The sequence below is a fragment of the Leptolyngbya boryana PCC 6306 genome (assembly GCF_000353285.1).
GTDB classification, from domain to species: Bacteria; Cyanobacteriota; Cyanobacteriia; order Leptolyngbyales; family Leptolyngbyaceae; genus Leptolyngbya; species Leptolyngbya boryana.
Genome location: NZ_KB731324.1, coordinates 6,211,258 through 6,236,679 on the forward strand (window position 1 = coordinate 6,211,258; position 25,422 = coordinate 6,236,679).

Sequence of the window (25,422 nt, forward strand, 5' to 3'; positions counted from 1 at the left end):
CAGACGGGATCTCGTCAACTAGAATAAGTAGGCACAAGGTTTTAACATCGCTAGGAGACGCATTCGTGGAGTCCCGTTACACCCCCGCCGAAATTGAGGAAAAGTGGCAAAAAGTCTGGTCAGAGACGAATCTAGATCAGACCCCAGAACAGAGCGACAAGCCGAAATTCTACGCTCTGTCGATGTTTCCTTACCCATCCGGCAATCTTCACATGGGGCATGTGCGCGTCTATACGATCGTCGATGTAATCGCCCGTTTGAAACGGATGCAGGGCTATCGCGTCTTGAATCCGATGGGATGGGATGCCTTTGGATTGCCTGCGGAAAATGCAGCGATCGAGCGAAATGTCGCACCCGCAAATTGGACGTATCAGAACATTGATCAGATGCGCGACCAGTTGAAGCAATTAGGCATTTCTTTCGATTGGTCAAAAGAATTAGCAACCTGCTCGCCGGATTATTATCGCTGGACACAGTGGATTTTCTTGGAATTCTTCAAAGCAGGCTTGGCTTATCAGAAAGAAGCAACCGTTAACTGGGATCCGATCGACCAAACCGTTTTGGCGAATGAGCAGGTCGATGCGGATGGTAGATCTTGGCGATCGGGTGCGAAAGTCGAGCGGAAATTGTTGCGGCAGTGGTTTTTGAAAATCACGGATTATGCCGAACAATTGTTAGTCGATTTGGACAAGTTGAAAGGCTGGCCCGATCGCGTGAAGTTGATGCAGGCAAACTGGATCGGCAAGTCTACTGGCGCACAAGTTACTTTCACAACAGAAGCAGGCGACGAGATTGTTGTCTTTACAACTCGCCCAGATACCTTGTGGGGTGCTTCTTTCATGGTCTTGTCACCTGAGCATCCGTTAGTTGAAAAATTAACGACTTCGGAACAATCAGCAGCAATCCAGCAATATCAGGAAGCTGCTGCTGCAAAAAGTGATTTAGATCGAACGGCTGAAGGTCAAGAAAAGACTGGCGTTTGGACGGGAAGCTATGCGATCAATCCAGTCAACAATCAGAAGATTCCGATTTGGATTGCAGACTATGTGCTGATGGACTATGGAACAGGGGCAATTATGGCAGTTCCAGCTCATGACCAGCGCGATTTTGAGTTTGCGAAAAAGTTCAATTTGCCGATTCATGTGGTCGTACAACCTGCTGATCAAACTTTGGATAGTTCAACCATGACTGAAGCCTATCCAGGCGAAGGTGTAATGGTGAATTCAGGTGAGCTAAATGGTGTACCCGCAGGTAAAGGTAAAGGTCAGAGTGTCGAAAAAGCGATCGCGTTTTTAGAAGCTCACCAAAAAGGTAAAGGCACATCGAACTATCGGTTAAGAGATTGGTTGATCTCGCGTCAAAGATACTGGGGCGCACCGATTCCGATTATTCACTGCCCGAACTGTGGAGCGGTTCCGGTTCCCGATGCGGATCTGCCTGTGAAATTGCCTGAAGATGTGGAATTTTCCGGTAAAGGTGGATCGCCTCTGACTCAGATCGAATCCTGGTTAAATGTTCCTTGTCCTAGCTGTGGCACTCCTGCGAAGCGGGAAACGGACACGATGGATACCTTTATCGATTCATCGTGGTACTTCTTGCGCTATCCCGATGCCAACAATGATCAAGCAGTATTCGATAAAGCGATTACGAATGATTGGATGCCCGTTGATCAATATGTGGGCGGGATTGAACATGCGATCTTACACTTGTTGTATTCGCGATTCTTTACGAAAGTGTTGCGCGATCGCGGATTACTCAACTTTGATGAGCCGTTTGAGCGGTTACTGACACAAGGGATGGTTCAAGGCAGAACCTACAAGAATCCGACCACTGGAAAGTATGTAATCCCGGCGGATATCAAAGATCCGACGAATCCAGTTGATCCGATTACGGGAGAGAAACTAGAAATTGTTTTCGAGAAAATGTCGAAGTCGAAGCACAACGGCGTTGCTCCGGGCGATGTCGTGAACAAGTACGGAGCAGATACGGCTCGGATGTTTATCTTGTTCAAAGCTCCCCCTGAGAAAGATTTGGAGTGGGAAGATGCAGACGTTGAGGGACAATATCGATTCCTCAATCGTGTCTGGAGATTGGTAGCAGACTCGAAGTTGAATCAAAAACCTGCCAAAGATTTATCCAAAGCAGAGAAAGATTTACGTCGATCGATTCACACTGCAATCAAAGAAATCACCGAAGATTTGCAAGGTGAGTATCAATTCAATACGGCTGTTTCTGAATTGATGAAATTGAGCAATGCCTTAAGCGATTGTGCTCAAAAAGATTCTCCAGTTTATGCAGAAGGAATTGACGCTTTATTGCGCTTGTTAGCTCCTTTTGCACCTCATATGGCTGAGGAGTTATGGCGATCGATTGGTCATTCTGATTCGATTCACACTCAATCTTTCCCGATCGTTGATCCGGGTGCTTTAGTTGCCGATGAGAAAACGATCGTGATTCAAATCTTAGGTAAAACGCGCGGAACAATCGAAGCGGCAACTGCGATCGCAGATGACAAAGCTGCTTTAGAGCAATTCGCCCGTGATTCTGAGATTGCAAAACGCTATATCGACGGTAAGGAGATCAAGAAAGTGATCGTCGTGCCTGGGAAGTTAGTAAACTTCGTTGTCGCGTAATTTAGAGTCGAGCCGCTCCCAACACAGCGGCTCGACTGCTTTCAGAACCTCAAACTTTCGGTAAAACTCTACAAGCAGCTTAAACAATGACGACTCTAGAAAACTATAATCCGAGCGGTGTTGGTGTTACTGGTCGGCTATTTGGGTTGCCGTTTGACTACGATTCGGCAAATCTGATTATTTTAGGTGTGCCTTGGGAAGTAACCGTCTCTTACAGTGCAGGGACAGCGAGAGGAGTTGAAGCAACTTTGAATGCTTCTTCTCAGCTCGACCTATTTGACTTTGATAATCCCGATGGTTGGAAGCAAGGTATTTTCATGCCTGAAATTCCCCAGCATATCTTAGACAAGAGTGATGCACTAAGACCGCAAGCAGCACGAATTATCGATCGCTTAGAGTCTGGTGAAAAGCTAGATGCAGAACTCACTGAACTACTAGCAACCATTAACCAAGACTGCGAAGCTACTAATCAATGGCTCTTTGAAGAGACAAGCAAAGCTTTGAGTCAAGGTAAAAGAGTCGGATTGATCGGTGGGGATCATAGTGTGCCGCTGGGATATTTGAGAGCGATCGCACAACATTACTCCTCTTTTGGCATTCTCCACATTGATGCTCATGCTGACTTACGAGAAGCTTACGAAGGCTTTGAGTTTTCCCATGCGTCGATTATGTACAACGTTCTGAAACTGCCGCAGATGGTGAAGCTAGTACAAGTCGGCATTCGGGATGTGTGTATTGATGAAGTGGAATTGATTCAGAAGAGCGATTGTATTTCAACTTACTTCGATCCCATGCTGAAACAAAAGCAATATGCAGGAATTCCCTGGCTAGAGACTTGCAAGCAGATTGTTTCAGAACTCCCACAGGATGTTTACATTAGCGTCGATGTTGATGGATTCGACCCGAAGCTTTGCCCAGAAACGGGCACACCTGTACCGGGAGGTTTGGAGCTAGAACAAGCATTCTGTCTGTTCCGGGAAGTCGTGAACAGTGGGCGAAAAGTCATTGGATTTGATGTCGTGGAAATTGGAAATGCAGAATGGGATGGAAATGTAGCTGCCCGAATTGTTTATAAGCTGTGTAATTTTCTGGATTTGTCTTGGAAGAATTAAATCCTTGACGAATGCTTACACATCACGGATTCAAACGCGGCAGTTTAAGGATTGATTTGTGCAAGCGAGATCGCTGCACAAAAGCAGTGGATGATTCCTCGAAAGCGACTTATTCAACAACCCAATATTCTAAGTAAAATTAGAAGTACGATCGCTTGATCAAATTGGATGGGAAGTGGTTGCGCCAAAATATATCAGATATGATGTAAATCAGGCATGGATCATGATAAACCTCTAGTATGGTTGCGAGGTGAGATTAAAACTTCACCTTTCAGCCAAGAAGCTCGTCTCGAAGCAGGTTTCTTACTCAGACGCTTGCAGCAAGGCGGTCATGTTCTAGACCTGTGGATGAACTATCAGACAGCCCGACCAAATTCGTAGCGGTTGATGAACAATCCAATCACGACATCATGCAACCAGATGGACTTAGAAAAGCAAATCGTTTTTCGAGCGAGCCGTTTGATCCGAGTGCGAAGCGTCAAATGCTTACGTTCGATACGTTGCGTGTTCGTTTTGCCGACCGTATGCTTTTGAGAATCTAACAAGCGCAAGTATGCGCCCCAGTTGTCCGTATAAAACCGCTCAATCGCGAATGGGGCAAGTAATTGCTGAAGTTGTTTGAGCGCTGCATCCTCGTGTGGAGCCAGGACATAAGCCAGCACTGCTCCAGTGCGATGATCAATGGCGTGCCACAACCATCGCTGCTGTTTCTTGGACTGCACAAAGCTCCACATCTCATCCATTTCTGCTGCCTCAACTTTTACCACCATGGCGCTCGTCGGTGACATGTTCATCTGTTGCAATAGACGAGTGTTGACTTGTTCGAGATGGCGATCTTTTTTTTTATTCCTCAATTACCGTCGTCGGGCTAATCTTTAGCACTCGTGCAGTATCTCGAATCCCACTGCCATTGACTGCCATATCGCTAATTTGCTGCTTCACTTCGGGCAAGTAGCCTCGGTAGCTGTAATCCCGAATGAAGGAACGACGCGAGCAGTCGGTATTGCGGCAGCGATAACGCTGTTTGCCTTCATCACTTTTGCCATTTTTCACCACATTTGTACTGTTACAGCTGGGACAGCAGACAGGTTCAAGCACCATGAGAACAACAAGAGCTAACAACTGCTCTTATTTTCACACGAAATACACAGGTCTAGAACATTACCCAGCAAGGCGAAAACATCGAACTTCCTCACTTGCGACCGATGCATAGTATTGGGTCACGTTGCCACGAATTAAGAATTCGGGACATTGATAAAAGCTGGAGAATCATCTATCGCATGGATGAAGATGCAATCCTCATCATAGAGGTGTTCAACAAAACGACACGAACAACACCCGACCAGATCATTGAGAATTGTCAGAAACGGTTAAGTAAATATGACACAGATATTCAGGAGTAGACATGGATCAAGAGAAGCAAAAGCGTCTAGAGGCAAAGGGTTGGAAAGTTGGCACAGTTTCAGAATTTCTAGAACTGACGGCTGAAGAAACTGCTTTTGTCGAAATCAAACTCGCGCTTAGTCGAAGCTTGAAAGCACGACGACAGCAAGGAATGACACAAGCCGAATTAGCAGAAAAGATTCACTCCAGCCAGCCCCGAATTGCAAAAGCAGAAAATGGAGATGCTACCGTTTCGATCGAACTTTTGATTCGTGCAATGCTAGCAACAGGTGCAACCCCTCAAGACATTGGCAAAGTAATTGCCGAAGTTTGATGAAGTGAGCGAACTTCATCAATTACATTCAAAGGAAGCCTTATCGTGCTCCAACTCTCAGGCGATTCCCGAATCCGATAAACTGCATTTTCAACTGCATTGATAAAAGCTTGGGCAACTTCCGGGCATTGCCGTAATACTGAACTACCTCAGCATATTCTCAGTCTTGCCACTTCTCACTTCATCCCGCCGTCGCTTTGCTTCTGATGTCCAAGCCTTCTGAATCGCTGGATCGGTATCAAATTCCAAACTTTCTACCAATTTCTCAGCTAAAAGTGCCTAGAAGCACTAGGAAGTGACAACAGTTCTTCGGTAATTTGCTCGATCGATTTCATAAGTACCAGCTAACTGCCAGATTTTATCTTTAGCTTACTACTTCCCTCGAAGTTTTTGAGAATAAAAAGAAGCGGATTCAGCACCTTTTGTACATTCTTGAGTGAAATGAATCAAGTGATGAGCGACTAAGCCAATGTGAATCACTTGCTCGATTTTTGTCTTTTTCAAAGCAGGAGCTGCCATTTGCCAAAATGTCTCTCGATAGCTACTAAAAACTCCAACTCTGAGCAAGATTTTTGCAAGCATGGTTAGCCCTCGACAAACCTTATCTGGAGCGGTGCGTGCAGGACTATTCGGAACTTTGATCCGATTCGGATAAGTATGTTGGCATTGATAAGCAAATCGCTCGTACAAAAAGTTGGGTTCGTAAGCCGCACTAATACAGCGATTCCACATCGCAATGACTTCTTCATAGGGCAGGAGAAAGTCAATATTCGATTCTCGTCCGACTTCTGAAACAATGCGTCCTTCAGCTTGCAGACGATTCCAGAGCGGGGTTTTTGGCAAAGCGTAGAGCAAATTGATTGTCAGCATCGGAATCTGCGATCGCTTAATAAATTCCAAAATGCGATCGACCGTTTCTGCCGTGTCCGTATCAAATCCTAAAATGATCCCCGAAACAACCTCCATGCCATATTGATTCAAAGTTTTGATTGCTTCGAGCATCGGCATACTCAGATTTTGCGTTTTAGAAATTGCTCGTAACGCCTCTGGTTCTGGAGTTTCAATGCCGCAGAAGACAGTGCAGAAATAAGCTTCGCGCATCATTTCCAGGAGCTTTGGACTCTGTGCGAGATTCAGCGTTGCTTCACAAGCAAACTGAACCGGATAACCGTTTGATTTTTGCCATTCAATCAGGTGCGGCAGAAGTTCCGCAACGGCTCGACGATTGCCCACAAAATTATCATCGACAAAGTAAACGGCTCCAGGATTTCCAGCCTCTAGCATGGCATCTAGTTCTCGGAGCACTTGTTGAGGCGATTTCAAGCGGGGATCGCGACCATAGAGGGTAGGAATGTCGCAAAATTCACATTGATAGGGGCAACCACTTGAGTATTGGATATTGGCAAGAAAATACTGATTTAAATTGAGCTTGTCATAAGCAGGTGTGGGAAATTCAGCCAGCGGTAAGCGATCGACGGTTTCAAACCGAATTTGCTGAGTTGGGCGTTCATGATGGCGATCGAGATATTCGATCATGCGATCGCTCGCATCTCCTAGTTCGCCCAGATGCAAGATGTCAAAGTCAGGATAGTACTCTGGGCAACCTGAAACTGAGGGACCACCTAGCACAGTAATTTTTCCAGCTTGATGAGCAAGTGCATTAATGTGCTGAATTTGTGGGCGTTGGATATGCATTCCGCTGACAATCACAACATCTGCCCAACGATAATCAGCGCGGGAAGCAGGTCGAATGTTTTCATCAATAAAACGCACATCCCATTCTGAAGGCAAATAGGCAGCAACAATTAAAAGTCCTTGGGGAGGCATGAAAGCCTTTACGCCTTTTAATCCAAAGGCGTGATGGAAGGTTCCAAAAGACCGACTGTACTTTGGAAAAATGCAGAGAATACGGCGATGGGTAGTCGGACGATACCGGGTATTTTGGGATTGAGGAGCAACAGCATTGGGTGACCCAAGCAGACCTGTCATTACAAATCTCTCCCGAACTTATTTCTGAGGTTGTTTGAATATTAGCAGGATCAAGTTAATGCTGGAATGTTGATTGGCGAATACAGCACTCGATTTTGCTTCAAGTTATCTTAGCTACAAACTGACTTACTGAAATCAGGAACGAAAGATGCGTTGCTAGACTCAATATCCTCCGAAGGGTAGAGGCAAAATTCTGTCTAATGACTAGGAGTAACCAATGGTAGAGCTAGCTGCACGCTTGATGTTAGCAGAATTAATCTGTTACGCCTAATGCTTTCAGCGCTAATCTCTGCGCAGAAGTAATTCCGGTTACTCCCCGAATATTTGTCCCTTCATAGGGTCTATCAGGAATGAAGGTCTGCAAACACTGTGCATCTTGCAAATCCCACATCCGAACTGTTCCATCATGGCTCCCGGTTGCGATCGTCATTGTTTCGCCTGGACGAAACGCGATCGAGGATCTGACCGAATGCATCAAAATCGGCAGTGTTTTCGCACAAGCAAAATGCTCAGTTTCCCAGAGTTTCACGGTTTGATCTAAGCTTCCACTTGCTAAAAAACGACCATCCAAACTGAAAGCAACTGTCCAGACATTGTTTTCGTGTCCCTGTAAGATCTGCACACATTCCCCGGTTTGAACATTCCAAACTCTGACGGTTTCATCTCCGCTGCCGCTGGCAAGTAACGTTCCGTCTGGACTAAAAGCGATCGCTTGAATTTGCCCTGTATGTCCCTGTAGTACGTGCAAGCACTCCGCTGCTTCCACTGACCAAATCCGAATCGTTTGATCATCACTACTACTCGCAATCACTGAGCCATCTGAACTAAAAGTCACTGCCCAAATCCAACTCGAATGTCCGGTTAAAACCTCCAAGCATTGTCCAGTTTCGACCGACCAGAGCCGAATCGTTTGATCATCGCTGCCGCTCGCTAAGATCTGACCATTCGGACTAAATGCTACAGACTGTACCCAATTTGAGTGTCCTTGTAATTGTTTGAGGCATTCCCCGGTTGCAACTGACCAAATCCGAACAGTTCGATCGAGACTACTACTCGCAGCCCATTCTCCGTTCGGATGAAAGGTGACTGAAGTGACCCAATCTTGATGTCCTCGTAGCGTTTTCAAGCAAGTTCCTGACTGGATTGACCAGAGCCGAAGGGTGCGATCTGTACTTCCGCTCGCGAGCAATTGCCCATCTGGGTGAAATGCGACTGAAAAGATAGAGTTTGTATAGCCTGTGAGGGTCTTTAAACAGCGACCTGTAGTAGTATCCCAAAGCTTAACAGTATGGTCAGTACTACCGCTGGCAATCAACTGATTGAACGCCACTGAGAAGACAGAATTCGTGTGCCCCTTGAGTGTTTGCACACATTGCCCAGTGTGGATGTCCCAAACTTTAATGGTTTGATCATCGCTACTACTGACTAACCGTTGAGAATCTGAGCTAAAAGTAATCGATCGCACTCGATCGCGATGTTCGCTCAAGACATTTAAACATTCACCCGTTTCTAATGCCCATAATCGAATTGTATGATCCGCGCTTCCGCTGGCAAGCAGTTGACCATCAGGACTAAATGCAACTGACCAAATGCGATCGCGATGTTGCTGATAAATTGCCTGACATTCGCCACTCTGCATAGCCCAAATTCGCACAGTTCGGTCATCGCTGCCACTTGCTAAATACTGACCATCGGCGCTAAATGCAACCGAAAGAATTCGACCCGTATGACCCGTTAAAACTTGGTAGCATTCTCCTGTTTTAACGTTTCGCAGTTGAACAGTTGGCTCATCGCCACCACTTACGATCGTAGTTCCATCTGCGCTAAACGCAACAGCCCAAATCGCGCTAGTATGACCTCGAAGAACTTGCAAACATTCACCAGTCTCGACTTGCCAGACTCGAATTGTTTTATCGCTGCTACAACTTGCTAGCAAGCTTCCATCAGGACTAAAAGCAACTGCCCAAACCCAGCCCCGATGTCCTGAAAGATTCAATAACGGTTCTCCAGAAGAAACTTGCCAAAGCCGCAATCCTCCTTCAGCATCGCCTGTAGCTAACTGAGTACCATCGGGACTAAAAGCAACCGTAAAGACCACGCCCAATGTGTCTGCAAATGCAGAACGACTGAGATCAGAATTTGCTAAGTTTACTCGATCGAGATTCACCTGGCGGAAATCTGCTTGCCAAATTGCTAAATCAGATAAGTCATGATGCTTCAGCCGAGGTTGGATCTGACAAAGTAAATTTAAGAGATTTCCACCTGCATAGCCGATATCTGATACGGGATTATCTTGAAGTTGGTGAATTCTATCGACCAAAAGATGCTCGATGTTCCCTGGAGAATTTGCTTGTAAAGTCGAGATTACAGGCTGCAAACTCAATCGAATTTGAGCCTCTCGAACATCATCACTAGCTTGGGGTTTGAGCAATGCGTGAGTTTTTAAGCGGAGCAGCTCTCCGGTTTGAATTTCCTGGCAAACTTTTTCCACCAAGCAATCAGTCACGTATTCCATGATCACAGGCTGGAGCGAAAATTTCGCATTCACCTTTTCGATTAAAGAGCGTTGCTCTAGGAGTTCTAAAATCTCGATCAATCGCTGCACTGAAAGCGGCGGAAATATGTCAGCTTTGAGTTCTGAAAATGAAACTGGCTCACGGTACACTGCTAGCCAATCCATCACCGTTTTTTCGGACTCTGAGAGCCGCTGAAATTGTTGCTCGATCAGCGATCGAATATTGCCTAATGCCCAAGCATCTTGGCTGAGAAAATCCGCTAATTGTCCATCAAATAAATTCTGAATCGTCGTGGAAATCATTTTCAAGGCTAAGGGATTGCCTGAATATCCGGCGATCAATCGGCTCCAGTCCGTCTCTGTGCCGCGAAAGGTTCCCTTAATTTGCAAAAGCTGCTGTCCCGCTGCAAGCGTTAAGCCGCGCAACATCAGCGATCGCACAGGTAGCACATTGCCTTCTAGCATACCAATTTCATAAGGTTTCTCGCGGCTCGTCAGCACACTACAACTTTGATGAATGGTTTCTCCAAGCTGCCGAAACAATTCTCCATATTGCTCATAGCCACTGCGATACTGATTCCCTTGCAGAACGGTTTCAACATTGTCCAGTACGAGTAAACAGCGTCGCGATCGCATTTCTTGCAATAATCGAGAAATCGTCACATCTCGCTGATTAGAAATTGCTTCACTCGATAACACCTGAATCACGTCTAGCAGCAATTCCTGAACAGATGGAGCATTTCTGAGCGATCGCCAAATAATCCAGTCGAACTGGTTTTGGAGCTGTTTGGCAAGCTTCACCGAGAGCGAAGTTTTACCCATCCCGCCGATCCCAACAATTGAGATCAAGCGGCATTGATCCTCACAAATCCACTGCTGTAACTGAGATAGCTCATGCTCTCGCCCACAAAAAAAACTCACATCGACAGCATCGCCCCAATCTTGAGCTTGAATGATTTGTTTGCTAATGACTGGTTGTTTCTGTTCTTGAGCTTGAAAGCGTCGCTCGATCGCGGCTCGAAAACTGGTTTTATTGACTTTTTCACCCAGAACTTCTGACAACAATTTCCAAAGTTTTGGACCAACATCGTGTTTTAGATAAGTTCCTGAATAGCCATAAGTATCAGCAATTTGGTCATAACTTTGACGCTCCCACGACCAAGACGATCGCAGCATTGCCAATTGCAGATCGTTCAGATGTATGCCAATTTTTTCAAACACAAGTCGATCAGTAAAGGCTAGTGTTGCGTCAATATCCATGCTGTCAAACTGATGAATTTATCCCTGACATGAACTTAAGACCTCTCTCATCAAAAATCAAACAAAATAGTTGCGGCATTTCGCAAGATATTCTTTAAACTGCTGGTGTGATCCGTAATCCTGACATCACAACCAGTAACAATTTAAGTATAAGATGCCCATTCGCCTTCAACCGTCATGATATTGGCAATGCTTTGGAATCGATTTTTTCGATTTCTTCTCAAACGAATTGTGCTGGTTTTGGCACTTCTGCTTTGTCTCGGAGCCGGAATCGCGCTGGCAAATATGTCTCGCTTGTCCACGAACTTGATCGAGTCCCAAGCAATCCAAAATGCCGCTCTACATGCCCAGTCTTTTCAACAAGCGATCGCGCTCTACAGCGATTCTGCTGCCGATCGTGCTAAACCTGTGAAAGGCATTACTGTGACCCATGCTTATCTGAACCAGTCTGGAGGTATTCCTTTGCCCTCAACGTTCGCTCTCGAACTGGGAAATCAAATCAGCGAAAAGAATCCAGAAATGGTGGTGCGCTTGTTCAGCGAGTATCCATTTCCGTGGCGGGGCGCGAGGCAAGCCGATGCATTGGAAAAAGATGCGATCGCATTTTTGCAGAAAACTCCGCGATCGCCCTTTGTGCGATTTGAGCGCAAAGATGGGCATACCACCCTGTTTTACGGTGAAGCCAGCATCATGAAGCAAACCTGCGTTGAGTGCCACAATACGCATCAGCAAAGCCCGAAAAAAGATTGGGCAGTCGGTGATGTTGCTGGAGTCTGGGAGATTCGCCAACCGCTGGATCAATTTGTCGAGAAAGTCAATCGCAATCTGCAAGGAACCTTTGCGATGCTAGGCAGCATGTCGGTCATCGGACTATCGGGTTTAACTTTGGTTGTAGGACGATTGCGACAAACAGCAAAAGAGCTAGAACAGCGAGTGCGAGAACGAACCTTTGATCTCGCTCAGGCAAATACAGATTTAGAGAAACGCAATAGTCTGATTCGTCAAGTCTTTGGACGTTACTTAAGCGATGCGGTTGTTGGCACGTTACTCGATCAACCGACCGGACTAAAGTTAGGTGGGGATCGGCGAACGATTACGATTTTGACTTCTGATCTGCGAGGCTTTAGTACACTGTCAGAGCGCTTACCTCCCGAAAAAGTGATTGAAATTCTGAATTTGTACCTTGAAGATATGGCAGAAGTGATTAACCAGTATCAAGGCACGATCGATGAATTTATGGGAGATGGCATCTTAGTGCTGTTTGGTGCGCCTCTGTCTCAAGCTGATGATGCGCTGCGAGCCGTTGCCTGTGCCTGCGCGATGCAACTGACAATGGGATTGGTCAATGAGAAGCTACAAGCCTTGAATTTACCTCAGCTAGAAATGGGAATTGGTATCAATACCGGAGAAGTCATTGTTGGGAACATTGGGTCGGAAAAACGGACGAAGTATGGTGTGGTCGGCAGTTCTGTGAATTTGACCTATCGGATCGAGTCTTATACCCAGGGTGGACAAATTCTAATTTCTGAGCAGACCCGTCAGGCTTTAGGTCAGAATGTGCAAATTATGGGCGAGAAACAGGTTCATCCGAAAGGGTTTGAGAACCCGATTACTATCTATGATGTCTATGGGATTAGAGGCCGCTACAATCTCTTTCTTCCCAAAGATAAGCCGATGGCTTGAGAACTTCAGTAGTCCTGAATTGGGTGTGAAGTGGGGAGTAGGGAATTGGTTTCTTGGTAGCTCTCTACTTCCTACCCCCTACTCTTTTCAGCATTCACAACTCAAACAGATCCGCCCTATCACCGTTTTCAAACTTCAATTTCGACGGAGACAGGATGACCTTCACTCAGTTCTAGTACTTTGCCTTGATGCTCGATCGATAATCCCTGTCCGTTTTGCAGGAGATAAGTTGCCGTCTTGTCATGCATCTCAACCCATAATCGCTGACCTCGCACCGTTAGGGGAAATCGCAGGCGTTGAATGATCTTCGGCAGCCTAGGATGAAAGGATAGTCGCCCGTCATCATCGCGGAGTCCTGCAAAACCATACACTTGAATCATCCAAGTTCCGCCCATTGCTGCAATATGACAGCCATCTTTCACATTGCCCGCGACATTGCCTAAGTCCATTAAGCTCGCATAGGCTGCATATTCGATCGCTTCATCCATGTATCCAATTTCAGCAGCAAGGATGCTTTGAATACAGACTGATAAAGAAGAGTCACCTGTTGTGAGCGGATCATAATAGTCAAAATTGCGGCGTTTCTGCTCTTGTGAAAATTCGTGTCCTAGTAAAAACATAGCAAGCACAACATCGGCCTGTTTGATCACCTGATGCCGATAGATCACGAGGGGATGAAAATGCAGCAATAAAGGGTATTTGTCAGGAGGTGTATTCTCGAAATCCCAAACTTCATCATCAAGAAACCCATCATGCTGTAAGTGAATTCCTCGCGATTGATCATAAGGCAGATACATACGATCAGCAGCCTTTCGCCAACACTCTACTTCAGCCAAATCGAGATGAGTTTGATGTACTAAAGCCTGAAATTGTTCTGCATTCTTGTCGCGCAACGTTTCAATTGTTTCAGCGGCATACCACAGATTCTCACGTGCCATCAAATTCGTATAGGCATTGTTATTGACCACAGTGTTGTACTCATCCGGTCCAGTCACACCATTGATGCAGAATTGATCTCCTTTGCGCGGTGAAAAGAACCCTAAGCTACACCACATTCGTGCTGTTTCAACTAGCATCTCTGCGCCTTCTCGGAAACGAAACTCTTCATCTCCAGTCGCTTCGATATACTTCTTCAGCGCATACATAATGTCAGCATTGATGTGATACTGGGCAGTTCCGGCTGCATAGTTCCCAGATGCTTCTTCACCATTGATTGTTCTCCAAGGAAATAAGGCTCCCGCTTGACTCACTTGTTTCGCCCGCGATCGCGCTTGCTGCAACATGTTGTATCGAAACCGCAGCAAGTTCTTCGCAATCTGTGGCGAGGTGTAGATCAAGAACGGCAAAACATAGATTTCCATATCCCAGAAATAATGCCCTTCGTAAGCTTGGCTAGTTAACCCCTTCGCCGCAACTCCAGCATCTTGCGATCGCGCTGAAGCCTGCAAGATGTGAAAGAGATTAAACCGCAGCACTTGCTGCATCTTCTCAGTCGAATCCGGTGCATCTGGATGTCCTTCGATTTGCACATCACTGCGCTGCCAAAAATCATTCAAGTAATCATACTGACTGGCTAAGAGTTGATCAAAGCCTTGTCTGAGCGCACGATCGAGGGCACGATTTGAGCGATCGCACAATTCTTGAGCAGAAGCACGCTGACCTGTGTGATAGGTGATCAGTTTGATCAATCGGATTGGTACACCTGCTTGAGCATCCACACTGAACACAACTTTACCTTTATCTTCAGAAGCTTGTGCTTCATAGAGATAAGAGCATCCCGTTTCAAAAATATGATCAATCCCACAGGTGACACTCATTTGACTATTGCGAGTGCGATGGCTGAGTAAGATGCGCTGCTTCTCGCAGAAGTGATGCTCGGGGAGTAAAACCCGTTCTTTGAAACCTTTGGTGAGGCGAGGATCATTTGTATTGCTAGAAGGCGTGGGATCATAACAAACTTCTGAAGACAGTACGATCGGGGTATTGGCATTGAGAACCGTCACTTCGTAAGAAATCGCCGCAAGATGGCGATGCTCAAATGAGACGAATCGGCGAGAGCAAATCTTCACTTGTTTTCCCGATGACGTTTCCCATAGGATTGTGCGATCGAGCGTTCCCGATCGCATATCTAAGGCGCGTTCATACTGCGATAAATGGGCAGTCGGGAGATAGAACGGCTCATCATCAACGTAGAGCCTAATGGTTTTACTATCTGCGACATTGACGATGGTCTGCCCGGTTTTTGCATAACCATAGGCTTCCTCAGCATATTCAATCTGCGAGGTTTCATAGAAACCATTGATTAAGGTACTATTTTGCCAAACGGGATCACCTTCATCACACGTTCCGCGCATGCCTAAGTAACCATTTGCGGTCGAAAACAAAGTTTCCATCTGCTCTAAAAAATCAGGGGCGAACTTTGTTTCAACCCATCTCCAAGCGTCGGCGGGATAAATATGTGTCGGGGGATGAAAGGGTTGGCGCTGGAGCATGGGTTAATCGTTTCAAATTGGACAACCCTATGTGTAACGAATTGTGTTGTGAAAATGTCACTCTCTAAAGGCAGAATGAAAGGAATCCAGAAGGTTCTCAATCTCAGTTAACAGATCTTCGATCACAATCGGTTTTGCTAAATGAGCATCGAACCCTGCCGCGATCGCGCTAAGCCGATCTTCTTCGCGAACATTCGCGGTTAAGGCAATCGCCGGAATCCGATGAGATTGGCGAACTTGACGCATAAACTGATAGCCATCCATCTCTGGCATACTGATGTCACTGATGATTAGATCCGGCTGAAAGGGTTTCAGTTGGGCGATCGCGGCTTGCGCCGAGGCAGTAGAGATGACGATCGCGTGCTGGGATTCCAGAAAGAACTGGAGTAGCTCTCTGGTATCTGCCTCATCATCAATGACTAAAATCTTTCTGCCTTCTAAAACGGGAGTGAATTCTGGTGTGGATGGAATGGGTTCGGGCAACATTTCAGAATTTGCATTTGCGATCGGTAGTGTGATCACAAATGTTGCACCTTGATCGAGTCCTTCACTTTTCGCTTCGACTTGTCCATGATGCAACTCGACGAGATGGCGCACGATTGCGAGTCCTAATCCCAATCCACCAAAATTGCGAGTTGTGCCATTGTCTTCCTGACGAAATCGCTCAAAGACATAAGGGAGAAACTCTGGGTGAATGCCCTTTCCCGTATCACTCACCCGAATTTGCACATGGGTTGCGGTACAGTCTAAGAGAACTTCGATTTGTCCATGTTCAGGTGTGAACTTAATCGCATTTGTCAGCAAATTGACTATGACTTGCTGCAATCGATTTGGATCCCCGTAAACTAAAACTTTGGACGCTGCATTCGTCTGCGTGAAAGTTAGAGCAAGTGCTTTTGCTTCTGCCGATAAGCGAACTGTCTCGATCGCAGAGCGAATAACTAAACTCAAATCTAGCTCTATTTCTCGCAAAATTAACTTGCCGCGCAAAATCCGAGAAACATCAAGTAAGTCTTCGATTAACTGGGATTGTAGCTTGGCATTTCGGGAAATTGTTTCCAATGCTTTCTCGGTTGTTGCTGGATCGAGCTTTCCGGTTTGTAATAGCTTCGACCAACCGAGAATTGGATTGAGTGGAGTGCGTAGCTCGTGTGAGACGATAGCTAGAAATTCATCTTTGACCTGATTTGCGGCTTCGGCTTGCGATCGCGCCATTTTCTCTCGCATGAGCAACTCATCTTTTTCACGATTCGCCTGTTTTAATTGGGCATTTGTTTGCTCTAAAATCTCAGCTAAACGCGATCGGGCTGCATATTCTGCAAGTTGTACTTGAGAGATTGCGAGTTTGACTTGGGTTTGAGTTTGCTGAGTAATTGCAGTTCCAGTCAATAAAGCGATCGCGCATTGAGTGAGCAAACTGAGCTTATGAACGGTGAGAACATCGGGATCAATTGGGAAATTTTGTAAGATTAAAGCATTAGGATACTTCAGGATATAGCTCAGTAGAGCAGCAATCACACAGAAGCTTGCCGTTGCTATACTGCCAATAGCTCCGAAGCGCAAAGCTGTCCAGAGGATTGGAATAAAGTTGAGAAAAGCAAACTGCTGAAACGCAAATCCGTTATGGCTCGTTTGCCAGACACTCAACATTGCGATCGCGATACTCATGCCAAAAATTGCAATTTTCTCGGCTCGAAAGCGAGAAGAGTTGCACGGATCAGAAGCACTTTTGGCTGGAAGTTCGCTCTCTGGAAGCCATCTCCAGTGTTGCAGTACTGGGTTTAAGGTCAATATCGCCAGCGGCGCGATGGTCATCGTTCCGATCGCATTGCCTAACCACCAGTGTGGGATTGTGCTTAAAACCCTCCCCCAAGGTAAATTTCCAATCGTGGCTAAGGTCAAAGTTCCACAGATTGCAGAACTAGCACAGGCGACAGTAGGAGCACTCAAGACAAAGACGCTGACATCTTTTACGCGATCAAGTGACAGCGATCGCTGCCAAACCCGCCGATAAAGCCACCAGGCTAGGAAAGGTTCTACGCCATCTATCAAACCCGCAAATTGGCTCCAACCGTGATTTCCCCAAAGTGGCGCGACTAGAGTTGAAACAATTCCAGTGAGGATCACAGCAGGCATTCCGAACCAAATTGCTAGCGTCACTGCAACCCCTGAAGGTGGAAACCAGAGTGAAACCGCAGGCTGTACACGAAACAGTAACGCTGCGTAATGGGACAGAATAAGAATTCCTGCACCAAGCAAAAGAGGCTGCCAGGACTGCCTAGAGGGTCGAGCGTTCATTCAATGGGCACATTTTGAGCAGGCTCTATTCTACGGAGAAGTGCCGATGACCGGATATCTCTTGAGACGGATCTTAATTATAGTTTGCTAAAGTTTAGTATCTGATCATCGGTCTAAATTTAGCTATGGGCAAAGAACTGTTTGTAAGGTATCGACTAAATCTTTTGTAGTATAAGGTTTAGATAAGAATGCTTTGATACAGCTACTCCCACCCTCTTGAGAAATCTCATAATTTGTTGCTAACCCGCTCATCGCAACAACCTTCACTTCAGGATTAATTTGCTGCAAGGCGCGAACTGCTGTTAATCCGCTCATTGATGGCATCATAATGTCCATCAGCACTAAGCTAATCTTTTGATGGTGTTGGGCATAGAGAGAAATTGCTTCAACTCCGTCTTTAGCAACGAGCGTTTTGTAATGACAGAGTTCTAAAGTTGTTTGCGTGACTTGCCGAATCGAAGCTTCATCTTCCACAATCAGAACCAGCTTGTTCTGTCCGTGGGCATGTGCAGTTGCTTCTACTGCTAGATCCACTTTTTGTGGAATTGCAGGTAAGAAGACCTTAAACTGCGTTCCTTTCCCAATCTCACTATAGACCTCAACAAATCCACCATGATTTCTGACAATTCCCGATACGGTTGAGAGTCCTAACCCGGTTCCTTTCCCAACTTCTTTTGTCGTAAAAAAGGGATCAAAAATTCGCTCGAGTAACTCCGCTGGAATTCCAGTTCCTGTATCTGCGATCGTCAATACGACAAAGGAACCCGAAGAAGCTTCTGGGTTGATGCGTCTGTAGCTTTCATCAATCACAAGATTGTCCGCGCCAATGGTCAGCGTTCCACCTGTGGGCATGGCATCTCTTGCATTGACACAGAGATTCATGATGACCTGATGCAGCTGAGTCGAATCGGCAGAAACGATCCACAAATCGACGGTCGATAGCATTGTCCGAATCTCGATCGCTTTTGGAAAAGTCTGACGTACAATTTGCGTCACTTCTGAAAGCAGATGTCGGATTTGTAGCGGCACACGCTTTCCATCTCCTCCTCGCGCAAAAGTCAGAATCTGTTTGACTAAATCGGCACCACGTTTCACATTGTCTTCAATCAGTTGCAAGAGTTGGTGATTCTGCTCATCAAGATCGGGTAGCTTAAGGGGGAGAAGCTGTGAGATCGCTAAAATCGGAGTCAGAAGATTGTTAAAATCATGGGCAATTCCACTCGCTAAAGTGCCTAAACTTTCGAGTCGTTGCGCCCGCAAAAATTGAGCTTCTAACAGCTTTTTTTCCGTAATATCGGTATCGACGATCAGAATCGATCGAGCTTCTCCGGCTTCACCGCGCACGAGCGTACAGCGAGTCGCAACAATCACAATTTGACCTGTTTTATTCAGCTTTTGACATTCTCCTTGCCATTCGCCCTTTTCCAAAACAGTTTGGAGCATTTCACTCTCTTCTAGATCTTGTCCGAGAAGTGTACGGACATCTTTGCCGATAACTTCTACCGCATTCCATCCATAGAGTCGTTCTGCTCCTTGATTCCAAAACGTAATTTGATTCGAGAAATCGCAGACGAAAATTGCATCTGAAGCAATGTTAATTAATGCAGCCTGCTCTCGGATTTTTTCCTCACTTTCTTGCAATGCGAGTTCTGCTTGATGCCGCTTTTGTCGTTCTTTTGCTTCCCGCAATTCCCGTTCTACCGCAGGAACTAATCGTGCTAGGTTCCCCTTAAAAATATAGTCATGTGCGCCTGCTTTCATGGCAGCGACCGCAATTTCCTCCCCGATCGTGCCCGAAACGATAATGAATGGTAAATCTCGTTGCTGGCGCTGAACAAGCTTTAGCGCTTCTGGCGCACTAAACTTCGGCAAAGTATAGTCTGCAATGATCAGATCCCAAGTTGCGCGATCGAGCGCGGCTTGCATGGCTTCCGGAGTTTCCACCCGCACATAATCCAGGCTATAGCCACCCTGTCGTAACTCCCGCAGGATCAGGAGCATATCATCTTCTAAGTCTTCAACAATTAAAAGCTGTAGATGAGAATGCATATGCGATCGCCTCTCTAAACAGGGGGGGGTTCATTCATCAGTAACCAGTACATGCCCAATTGCCGAATCGCTTCGGAGAATTGCAGAAAATCAACTGGTTTGCGAATGTAGCTATTGCAACCCAAGCTATAACTATCGAGTAAATCCTGTTCTTCACTCGATGTCGTTAAGATCACTACAGGCAATAATTTGGTCGGTTCACTTTCTCGCAGACGGCGTAAAACTTCCAGTCCGTCAATTCGAGGAAGTTTGAGATCGAGGAGGACGACTGAGGGCTTGAATGTAATATCCCGTCCTGCATACAGCCCGGTTCCAAACAGATAATCTAAAGCTTCTACTCCATCTCTTGCGACAATAATTTCATTACCGATATGATGCCGTTTGAGTGCTCGCATTGCTAGAGCTTCGTCATCCGGATTATCTTCGACCAACAGGATCACTCTGCTATTCGCACTCATGCGCTGGGTTTCTCCTCTATTAATGTGAAATAGAAAGTTGCGCCTTGATCTAAGGCTCCTTCTGCCCAGACGCGACCGCCATGACGATGAATGATGCGCTGTACAGTCGCGAGTCCGACTCCATTACCCGGAAATTCAACCATGCTGTGTAACCGCTGAAACGGCTTAAATAATTTATCAAGAAACGCTGGGTCAAAGCCAACTCCATTATCTCGGACAAAGTAGAGGGGGATACCGTTGTCTTGTAGAATCATGCCAAATTCAATTTTGGCTTGTGCCTGCTTTTCAGTAAATTTCCAAGCATTATTTAATAAATTGTCTAAGACAACTTGGATCAGACGGGTATCTCCATAAGCGGTCAATCCCGGGTGTACCTGAACTTCTATTTGTCGTTGCGGAGAGGCTTGCTGTAACTGAGTGCAGATCCGGCTGGCAACTTGGCTGAGATCAAGGGTGTCTTTTCGCATATCACTGCGAGTGACTCGCGATAGCGTCAGGAGATCATCAATCAAGTGTCCCATGCGCTGAGTGGCAGAGCGGATACGACGCAAATAATCTTGCCCGCTCGGATCGAGTTGCTCGAAGCAATCTTCTAGTAATGCCTGACTGAAGCCATCAATGCTGCGTAAAGGGGCGCGCAAATCGTGCGAAACAGAATAGCTAAAGGCTTCTAATTCTGCATTGACTGCTTTAAGTTCAAGAATGGCTTGTTGTAACCCTTGGTTGAGTTTTTGGGCGCGTTGTTCAGCTTGCTGGCGCTCCGTGACTTCTGCGCGCAATTCTGCCAGCAGTTCTGCATGTTGCAGGGCAACTGCGAGGTGATTGGCGATTTGTTGCACAAACTCGATCTCTGTCGATTGCCACTGGCGCGGAGCGCGGCATTGATGAATACAGAGTAATCCCCATAGATTGCGACCTTGCAGAAGCGGCACGACGAGGTTGGCTCGCACTTGAAATTGAGCCAAAATTTGTCTGTGACAATCGCTTAATCCTGCTGTGTCGATGTCGGTTACATTTTGGATGCGCCCTTGTTGGTAATGTGCTGCGAACTGGTCGCCGAAGCAGTGATCGTGGATTTTTTGGGCGATCGCGGAAGAAAACTCAGGATCAACATCTTCTGAAACAAATTCTCCATCATTCCAACCGCAATCAGGATAGAAGCGAAATACGCCAACGCGATCGGCTCCGAGCAATTGCCGGACTTCGGCTGCGGTTGATTGAAAAATTGTTTCGAGATCAAGGGGCTCGCGTAAGCGGGCGATGACATGAAACAGAGCCTTCTGCCGCTCAACTAAAAAATTTGCCTGATTGATCTGCTGTTCTAAAGGCTGAATTTTGTCAGCGAGGGTTTGTCGGAGTTGCTCAAATGCGGCTTCATCTCGGCACAAGCTTTTCAGTTTTGTCAAGACTTCTGAATCCATGATTCGATTGTCCTCAGTCCGGGATGGATAAGAGTATTGTAAGAGGTCTGGCTATTCTCTAAGGATTTGGCTTGAACACAGCGTTTCACCCGATGTCTGTCTTACTGCAAGCAATATGAGCTACTCATTGCAATGAGCTACAAACAGACTACACCTTAAATTGCGATCGCACTAAGACACCATACAAATCGTAGGAGTTCCCGATCAATATAAAGTCATGGATTGATGTAACAGATTCAGAAACAGCGATCGTGTCTCATCATCAGGCTCGTTAACTTAGATCTATCCCTAATCAAGTTCTCAATCCTTATGAAACTCATGACTCAGAAACAATTCAGATTATCGCGTCACTTCATGACTTTTGCATTGTCTGGATTGATGTTCAGCACTGGAATAGGATTCTCTCAGCAAGCTGGATTTGCACATACTTCTGCATCTGCGATCGCGCTCACTACTCCGCGATCTGCACTTCCGTCATCCGTTGAACTTAAAGTCCGTCAAGCTGCCGCGCAGCAATTTAACATTCCGCTGCGCGAGATTCAAGTTGTGCATTTTTCTCAGCAAACTTGGACAGATGGATGTCTAGGTCTAGGAGGTGCGGCGGAAAGTTGTTTACAAGCACTGGTTGAAGGTTGGCAAATTGAAGTCTCCAGCGGGCAGCAAAATTGGCTGTATCGCACGGACAAGAATGCTGACACAATTCGCTTAGCACCCAACTCTGAAACAGGAGTGACTTTACCCGCATCAGTCAACCAACGCTTGCTCCGAACGGTTTCAAGACAAGTGCGAGTACCGATGCGTCGTTTAAAAGTAGCAGAAGTCAGATCCGCAACTTGGGATGGCTGCATGGGCGTTTTCAAACCAGGACAAGCCTGTACGAAGATTGCGATACCTGGATGGCAAGCGATCGTGACAAACGGCGATCGCAGTTGGGTCTATCACTTAGATCAGTCCGGCAATCGCATTGCTCAAAATCCCACAGCAAGCGGTAGCCAGGGTGGTTTAGTGCCTTCATTTATTCCAGAAGAGAACTTATCGCCGAGTGAAAAAGACGTTGTATTTCAATCGATCGTCAGCGGGGATCTGGCTGGCAAAGTGACACAACTTACGTTGACCCAGGATGGTGCAATCACCCAGTGGATCATGGGACCGAATATTCGTTCTCGTCCGATCGTGGTCAAGCGTCTCTCTCAGCAGCAAGTTGAGCAGTTTCAGCAAATGATGCAAACCCAGAGATTGCCCAATTTCCATCGCTTGCGTTATTTGAGTAGCGCCGCTATGGCAGACTATCCGACGACAACGCTGAAAGGCATGGGGATTACTGTTCAATACATCGATCTGGAAATTAAAAATCTTCCAAGAGCTTTACAAGACATGGTGCAAGCGTGGGCGCAACTGTCTGCTTCTGCGCAACGCTAGCTAGAGTCTCTCATTCTGAATTCGGAAGTGCTGCTCAAACGCAGTCTGTGCTTCTGTATCAGAAAATCAGAAATTTGTTGACATTTTGTAAACATAACGTTACATTAATTTACATAACGCAACAAACCACTGACTTAAGAGGAACCTGCGATGTATACGACTCGGAATGAAGACGGAATCTTGAACAACTACGCTTCGGAACCTGTGATGTATTTCGCTGAATCTCCTTCTTTCGAGCAACAGCAGAACTACGCTTTTCAAGGTGCGATCGCATTCCTACTCGTTGCCTTCACGTTTCTCACTGCGTTTGCTGCAAGCTAAGACTTTTCAGAAGTTGTCTCTCCTCAACTTCTGAATCCCTGACTGAGCAATAAGACTTTTCAGAAGTTGTCTCTCCTCAACTTCTGAATCTCTGGATCAATCATTGGAAAGTTGAAATCAGCCCTAGTAAATTGCTAGGGCTTTTTTGTTGCGACCTTCAAACTTTCCGAAAAATCGCTCGGTAGATCGGATCTCCAAAGGACATCACCATCAGTTCTCGCTCTGTTGGAATCGGTAACGGATTCTCAGCGAGCCACTCTGAACTGGTGCGCACAAAATTGGGTGACTCTGCAAATCGATCAACCATTTTCTGCGCAACTTCCAGGATGTCTGATTGCAGAAACACGGTTGTATCCGACTTCATAAATTCCGCCAAAGTTGTAACAATTTCCGGCTGTACAACTCGACGCTTTTGGTGTTTCCGCTTAAACCAAGGATCAGGAAACTGAATCGACACCCGCGCAAGCACACCTGTCGGCAAAGATGCCAACATCGGATGCAGCGAGTTACTCACATTGCAAAAAATGTAATGCAAATTTTTCAAGCCCGCTTCGTCTCGCCACTCTAAGGCTTGTTGAACAATCGGCTCTCGAATCTCTAACCCCAAATAATTCCAATCCGGGTGTTGCTCTGCCATTTTCAGCAAAAACACCCCTCGCCCACAGCCAATATCCAAATGCAAAGGGCGCGACAGATCTGAAAAAACCTGATTCCAGTCTGGCGCAGGCGTGGGGGTTTGATATCTCCGGCTCAGCGGATTTACATGCTCTCGAACTCGAACGATCGCCACAGTCTATTCCTTCTCCCGACAAATTCCAAAAACTGACGTATAGCCATGTAAGAATGTACTCCCTCCCACAGGCCCAATTTCACCGCTACAGAAAAAACCCGCGATCGGCAGTTCTTGCAAGTACTCATTCACCAATTGCGAATCAAAATTCGGTTCTCCATACAGCCCTTCGCCCCGTCCCAAACACGAAAACATTAAGGCTCCCGTCGGACTCGGATCAGATTGGCTCGTCTGCATATATCGCCGCAGGAACAAATCCAAATCTTCTGCGGAAGTTTCTGCATCTCTCAAGTGAAACTGAATCCGTTGACCGGGACGAATCAAATCGCCAATTGCGATCGCGCCCACTCTCGGATCAACGCCTAATAAATTCCGAATCAAAAAATCCCCAGGTTCCAAGGTCTGCTTAAATCCGTTCTGCGCCACACCCACAAAAATGTGATTCTGCTGTGCGAGCTGCTGATCTTCTTCGCTCAATCCCTGCACTAACTCTTGCAACTGTTCCAAGGGAGATCGCTTCACACCACAGCGATCAGACGGCACTCCTGAGCCATCGTCTTCTTGCATTGCCAGCAAGACATTGCGCTCGCCTTCGGTTACCCAATACGGTTTACCAATCGGACGGCAACCCTGAGCGACGATCGTTTCCATGACAATATTGCCGCTCAGCGCAACGCCAACCGCGCCTTCTCGATAAAAGCGATCGCCAAACAATCCGGTCGATCCCCCTAACGTTCCCGCACTTGCCAACCCGCCGACTTTCGGCGCACTAGGATAAGCAAAATCTAACCCTTGCAGTAGATCGTTGACTCGCGGCAAATCTGCGAGCACGATGAAATTTGGCGAATCTGATGTCGGAACCCCGATTAAATCTGTCCAAGTATCCGGCGGACTATCCAAATCCGGTAAATCCCCTGCCGAAATGTAAAACGGCTGCACCTTCACGTTCGGTAAATGCCCAAGCATCAGGCTCAGCGAAGGCTCCCCTTCGACTTCCCGCACTTTTCCCCGCTGTGTCATTCCGATAATGCCGCCCCCGCTACATCCAATCAGCGGCACACCCGGCAATTTTTCTCGAAATAAAGGCAACAATCGAGAGTACTCACTGGCAAAGGCAGATGAGATAAAAATAATCCCCAAATCAATTGAAGCTTGCAAGGTTGCCTGTGCTTGAGTCACAACTTCTTCGACCGCAGCTTCTAGGAATGGGCGAGTTGACAAGGCGCTTGCCCATCGCATGGATGATTTGAGAGATTCGGTCATAC

The 25,422-nt window shown here is 46.5% G+C and carries 18 protein-coding genes and 1 pseudogene; 8 read left to right on the forward strand and 11 right to left on the reverse strand.

Annotated features, from left to right (window positions below; all coding sequences use genetic code 11):
* The first annotated feature begins 65 nt into the window (after positions 1 to 65).
* From leuS to LEPBO_RS41330, 3 genes are all read left to right on the forward strand, one after another.
* On the forward strand, positions 66 to 2,633 hold the full coding sequence (gene leuS / locus LEPBO_RS0130820) for a leucine--tRNA ligase (RefSeq protein ID WP_026149046.1): 2,568 nt from the start codon (positions 66 to 68) through the stop codon (positions 2,631 to 2,633).
* Positions 2,634 to 2,719: 86 nt separating this feature from the next.
* Positions 2,720 to 3,745, forward strand: coding sequence for an agmatinase family protein (locus LEPBO_RS0130825; RefSeq protein WP_017291463.1), 1,026 nt, complete (start codon positions 2,720 to 2,722; stop codon positions 3,743 to 3,745).
* 216 nt (positions 3,746 to 3,961) lie between these two features.
* Positions 3,962 to 4,126: a hypothetical protein gene (locus tag LEPBO_RS41330; RefSeq protein ID WP_197693302.1), complete on the forward strand. Its 165-nt coding sequence runs from the start codon at positions 3,962 to 3,964 to the stop codon at positions 4,124 to 4,126.
* On the opposite strand, the gene LEPBO_RS45655 is transcribed toward LEPBO_RS41330, so the two are convergent.
* Positions 4,102 to 4,846 (reverse strand): IS1 family transposase gene (locus LEPBO_RS45655; RefSeq protein WP_394368072.1). Its coding sequence is split into 2 segments (ribosomal slippage): positions 4,102 to 4,596 and positions 4,598 to 4,846, totalling 744 coding nucleotides; the frame shifts between segments, so codons are not numbered across the junction. The two genes, LEPBO_RS41330 and LEPBO_RS45655, sit on opposite strands and share 25 nt — an antisense overlap.
* Before the next feature lie 80 nt (positions 4,847 to 4,926).
* Here LEPBO_RS45655 and LEPBO_RS38815 point away from each other — a divergent pair.
* Positions 4,927 to 5,148 (forward strand): type II toxin-antitoxin system RelE/ParE family toxin, encoded by a 222-nt coding sequence (locus tag LEPBO_RS38815; RefSeq protein ID WP_394374100.1) that lies wholly within the window; start codon positions 4,927 to 4,929, stop codon positions 5,146 to 5,148.
* A gap of 2 nt (positions 5,149 to 5,150) precedes the next feature.
* Positions 5,151 to 5,462, forward strand: coding sequence for a helix-turn-helix domain-containing protein (locus tag LEPBO_RS0130845; RefSeq protein ID WP_017291467.1), 312 nt, complete (start codon positions 5,151 to 5,153; stop codon positions 5,460 to 5,462).
* Between the two features lie 144 nt (positions 5,463 to 5,606).
* Here LEPBO_RS0130845 and LEPBO_RS45470 read toward each other — a convergent pair.
* From LEPBO_RS45470 to LEPBO_RS0130855, 3 genes and pseudogenes are all read right to left on the reverse strand, one after another.
* Positions 5,607 to 5,729: pseudogene (locus LEPBO_RS45470) on the reverse strand (addiction module protein); the annotation flags it as partial.
* Between the two features lie 105 nt (positions 5,730 to 5,834).
* A complete protein-coding gene (locus LEPBO_RS0130850; protein ID WP_026149047.1) occupies positions 5,835 to 7,451 on the reverse strand; it encodes a B12-binding domain-containing radical SAM protein in 1,617 nt (538 codons plus the stop codon).
* Positions 7,452 to 7,704: 253 nt separating this feature from the next.
* Complete coding sequence (locus LEPBO_RS0130855; protein ID WP_017291469.1) at positions 7,705 to 11,226, reverse strand: WD40 domain-containing protein; 3,522 nt, start codon at positions 11,224 to 11,226, stop codon at positions 7,705 to 7,707.
* 177 nt (positions 11,227 to 11,403) lie between these two features.
* Between LEPBO_RS0130855 and LEPBO_RS41955 the strand changes: the two genes are divergently transcribed.
* Positions 11,404 to 12,909 (forward strand): adenylate/guanylate cyclase domain-containing protein, encoded by a 1,506-nt coding sequence (locus LEPBO_RS41955; RefSeq protein ID WP_081614780.1) that lies wholly within the window; start codon positions 11,404 to 11,406, stop codon positions 12,907 to 12,909.
* A gap of 128 nt (positions 12,910 to 13,037) precedes the next feature.
* Here LEPBO_RS41955 and LEPBO_RS0130865 read toward each other — a convergent pair whose 3' ends face one another.
* The 5 genes from LEPBO_RS0130865 to LEPBO_RS0130885 all read right to left on the reverse strand — a co-directional run bounded on the left by LEPBO_RS0130865 (position 13,038) and on the right by LEPBO_RS0130885 (position 21,627).
* The gene (locus LEPBO_RS0130865; RefSeq protein WP_017291470.1) at positions 13,038 to 15,401 is read right to left on the reverse strand and encodes a glycoside hydrolase family 65 protein; all 2,364 of its coding nucleotides are present in this window, start codon (positions 15,399 to 15,401) and stop codon (positions 13,038 to 13,040) included.
* Positions 15,402 to 15,458: 57 nt separating this feature from the next.
* Positions 15,459 to 17,699, reverse strand: coding sequence for a hybrid sensor histidine kinase/response regulator (locus LEPBO_RS0130870; RefSeq protein ID WP_017291471.1), 2,241 nt, complete (start codon positions 17,697 to 17,699; stop codon positions 15,459 to 15,461).
* Positions 17,700 to 17,822: 123 nt separating this feature from the next.
* Complete coding sequence (locus LEPBO_RS0130875; RefSeq protein WP_017291472.1) at positions 17,823 to 19,748, reverse strand: hybrid sensor histidine kinase/response regulator; 1,926 nt, start codon at positions 19,746 to 19,748, stop codon at positions 17,823 to 17,825.
* Between the two features lie 14 nt (positions 19,749 to 19,762).
* Positions 19,763 to 20,206 carry a response regulator gene (locus tag LEPBO_RS0130880; RefSeq protein ID WP_017291473.1) on the reverse strand — a complete coding sequence of 148 codons (444 nt, stop codon included), beginning with the start codon at positions 20,204 to 20,206 and terminating at the stop codon, positions 19,763 to 19,765.
* Positions 20,203 to 21,627, reverse strand: a complete 1,425-nt coding sequence (locus tag LEPBO_RS0130885; RefSeq protein WP_017291474.1) for a GAF domain-containing protein — start codon at positions 21,625 to 21,627, stop codon at positions 20,203 to 20,205. Before LEPBO_RS0130885 ends, LEPBO_RS0130880 begins: the two co-directional genes overlap by 4 nt.
* 318 nt (positions 21,628 to 21,945) lie before the next feature.
* Here LEPBO_RS0130885 and LEPBO_RS0130890 point away from each other — a divergent pair, with 318 nt between their 5' ends.
* Both LEPBO_RS0130890 and psb34 read left to right on the forward strand, forming a co-directional pair.
* On the forward strand, positions 21,946 to 23,046 hold the full coding sequence (locus tag LEPBO_RS0130890) for a hypothetical protein (protein WP_144056305.1): 1,101 nt from the start codon (positions 21,946 to 21,948) through the stop codon (positions 23,044 to 23,046).
* A 150-nt stretch (positions 23,047 to 23,196) separates the two neighbouring features.
* Positions 23,197 to 23,367 (forward strand): photosystem II assembly protein Psb34, encoded by a 171-nt coding sequence (gene psb34 / locus LEPBO_RS42570; protein WP_017291476.1) that lies wholly within the window; start codon positions 23,197 to 23,199, stop codon positions 23,365 to 23,367.
* Positions 23,368 to 23,524: 157 nt separating this feature from the next.
* On the opposite strand, the gene trmB is transcribed toward psb34, so the two are convergent.
* Together trmB and LEPBO_RS0130905 are read right to left on the reverse strand one after the other, a co-directional pair.
* A complete protein-coding gene (gene trmB / locus LEPBO_RS0130900) occupies positions 23,525 to 24,157 on the reverse strand; it encodes a tRNA (guanosine(46)-N7)-methyltransferase TrmB (protein ID WP_017291477.1) in 633 nt (210 codons plus the stop codon).
* 3 nt (positions 24,158 to 24,160) lie between these two features.
* Positions 24,161 to 25,420, reverse strand: a complete 1,260-nt coding sequence (locus LEPBO_RS0130905; protein WP_017291478.1) for an FIST signal transduction protein — start codon at positions 25,418 to 25,420, stop codon at positions 24,161 to 24,163.
* Positions 25,421 to 25,422: the final 2 nt, after the last annotated feature.

What these genes read in the sequence shown, in the direction of transcription:
- LEPBO_RS0130825 (WP_017291463.1), top strand. Translation starts at nt 2,720, where the DNA reads ATGACGACTCTAGAAAACTATAATCCGAGCGGTGTTGGTGTTACTGGT.
- LEPBO_RS41330 (WP_197693302.1), top strand. Translation starts at nt 3,962, where the DNA reads ATGGATCATGATAAACCTCTAGTATGGTTGCGAGGTGAGATTAAAACT.
- LEPBO_RS0130845 (WP_017291467.1), top strand. Translation starts at nt 5,151, where the DNA reads ATGGATCAAGAGAAGCAAAAGCGTCTAGAGGCAAAGGGTTGGAAAGTT.
- LEPBO_RS0130850 (WP_026149047.1), bottom strand. Translation starts at nt 7,451, where the DNA reads ATGACAGGTCTGCTTGGGTCACCCAATGCTGTTGCTCCTCAATCCCAA.
- LEPBO_RS0130855 (WP_017291469.1), bottom strand. Translation starts at nt 11,226, where the DNA reads ATGGATATTGACGCAACACTAGCCTTTACTGATCGACTTGTGTTTGAA.
- LEPBO_RS41955 (WP_081614780.1), top strand. Translation starts at nt 11,404, where the DNA reads ATGATATTGGCAATGCTTTGGAATCGATTTTTTCGATTTCTTCTCAAA.
- LEPBO_RS0130865 (WP_017291470.1), bottom strand. Translation starts at nt 15,401, where the DNA reads ATGCTCCAGCGCCAACCCTTTCATCCCCCGACACATATTTATCCCGCC.
- LEPBO_RS0130870 (WP_017291471.1), bottom strand. Translation starts at nt 17,699, where the DNA reads ATGAACGCTCGACCCTCTAGGCAGTCCTGGCAGCCTCTTTTGCTTGGT.
- LEPBO_RS0130875 (WP_017291472.1), bottom strand. Translation starts at nt 19,748, where the DNA reads ATGCATTCTCATCTACAGCTTTTAATTGTTGAAGACTTAGAAGATGAT.
- LEPBO_RS0130880 (WP_017291473.1), bottom strand. Translation starts at nt 20,206, where the DNA reads ATGAGTGCGAATAGCAGAGTGATCCTGTTGGTCGAAGATAATCCGGAT.
- LEPBO_RS0130885 (WP_017291474.1), bottom strand. Translation starts at nt 21,627, where the DNA reads ATGGATTCAGAAGTCTTGACAAAACTGAAAAGCTTGTGCCGAGATGAA.
- LEPBO_RS0130890 (WP_144056305.1), top strand. Translation starts at nt 21,946, where the DNA reads ATGACTCAGAAACAATTCAGATTATCGCGTCACTTCATGACTTTTGCA.
- psb34 (WP_017291476.1), top strand. Translation starts at nt 23,197, where the DNA reads ATGTATACGACTCGGAATGAAGACGGAATCTTGAACAACTACGCTTCG.
- LEPBO_RS0130905 (WP_017291478.1), bottom strand. Translation starts at nt 25,420, where the DNA reads ATGACCGAATCTCTCAAATCATCCATGCGATGGGCAAGCGCCTTGTCA.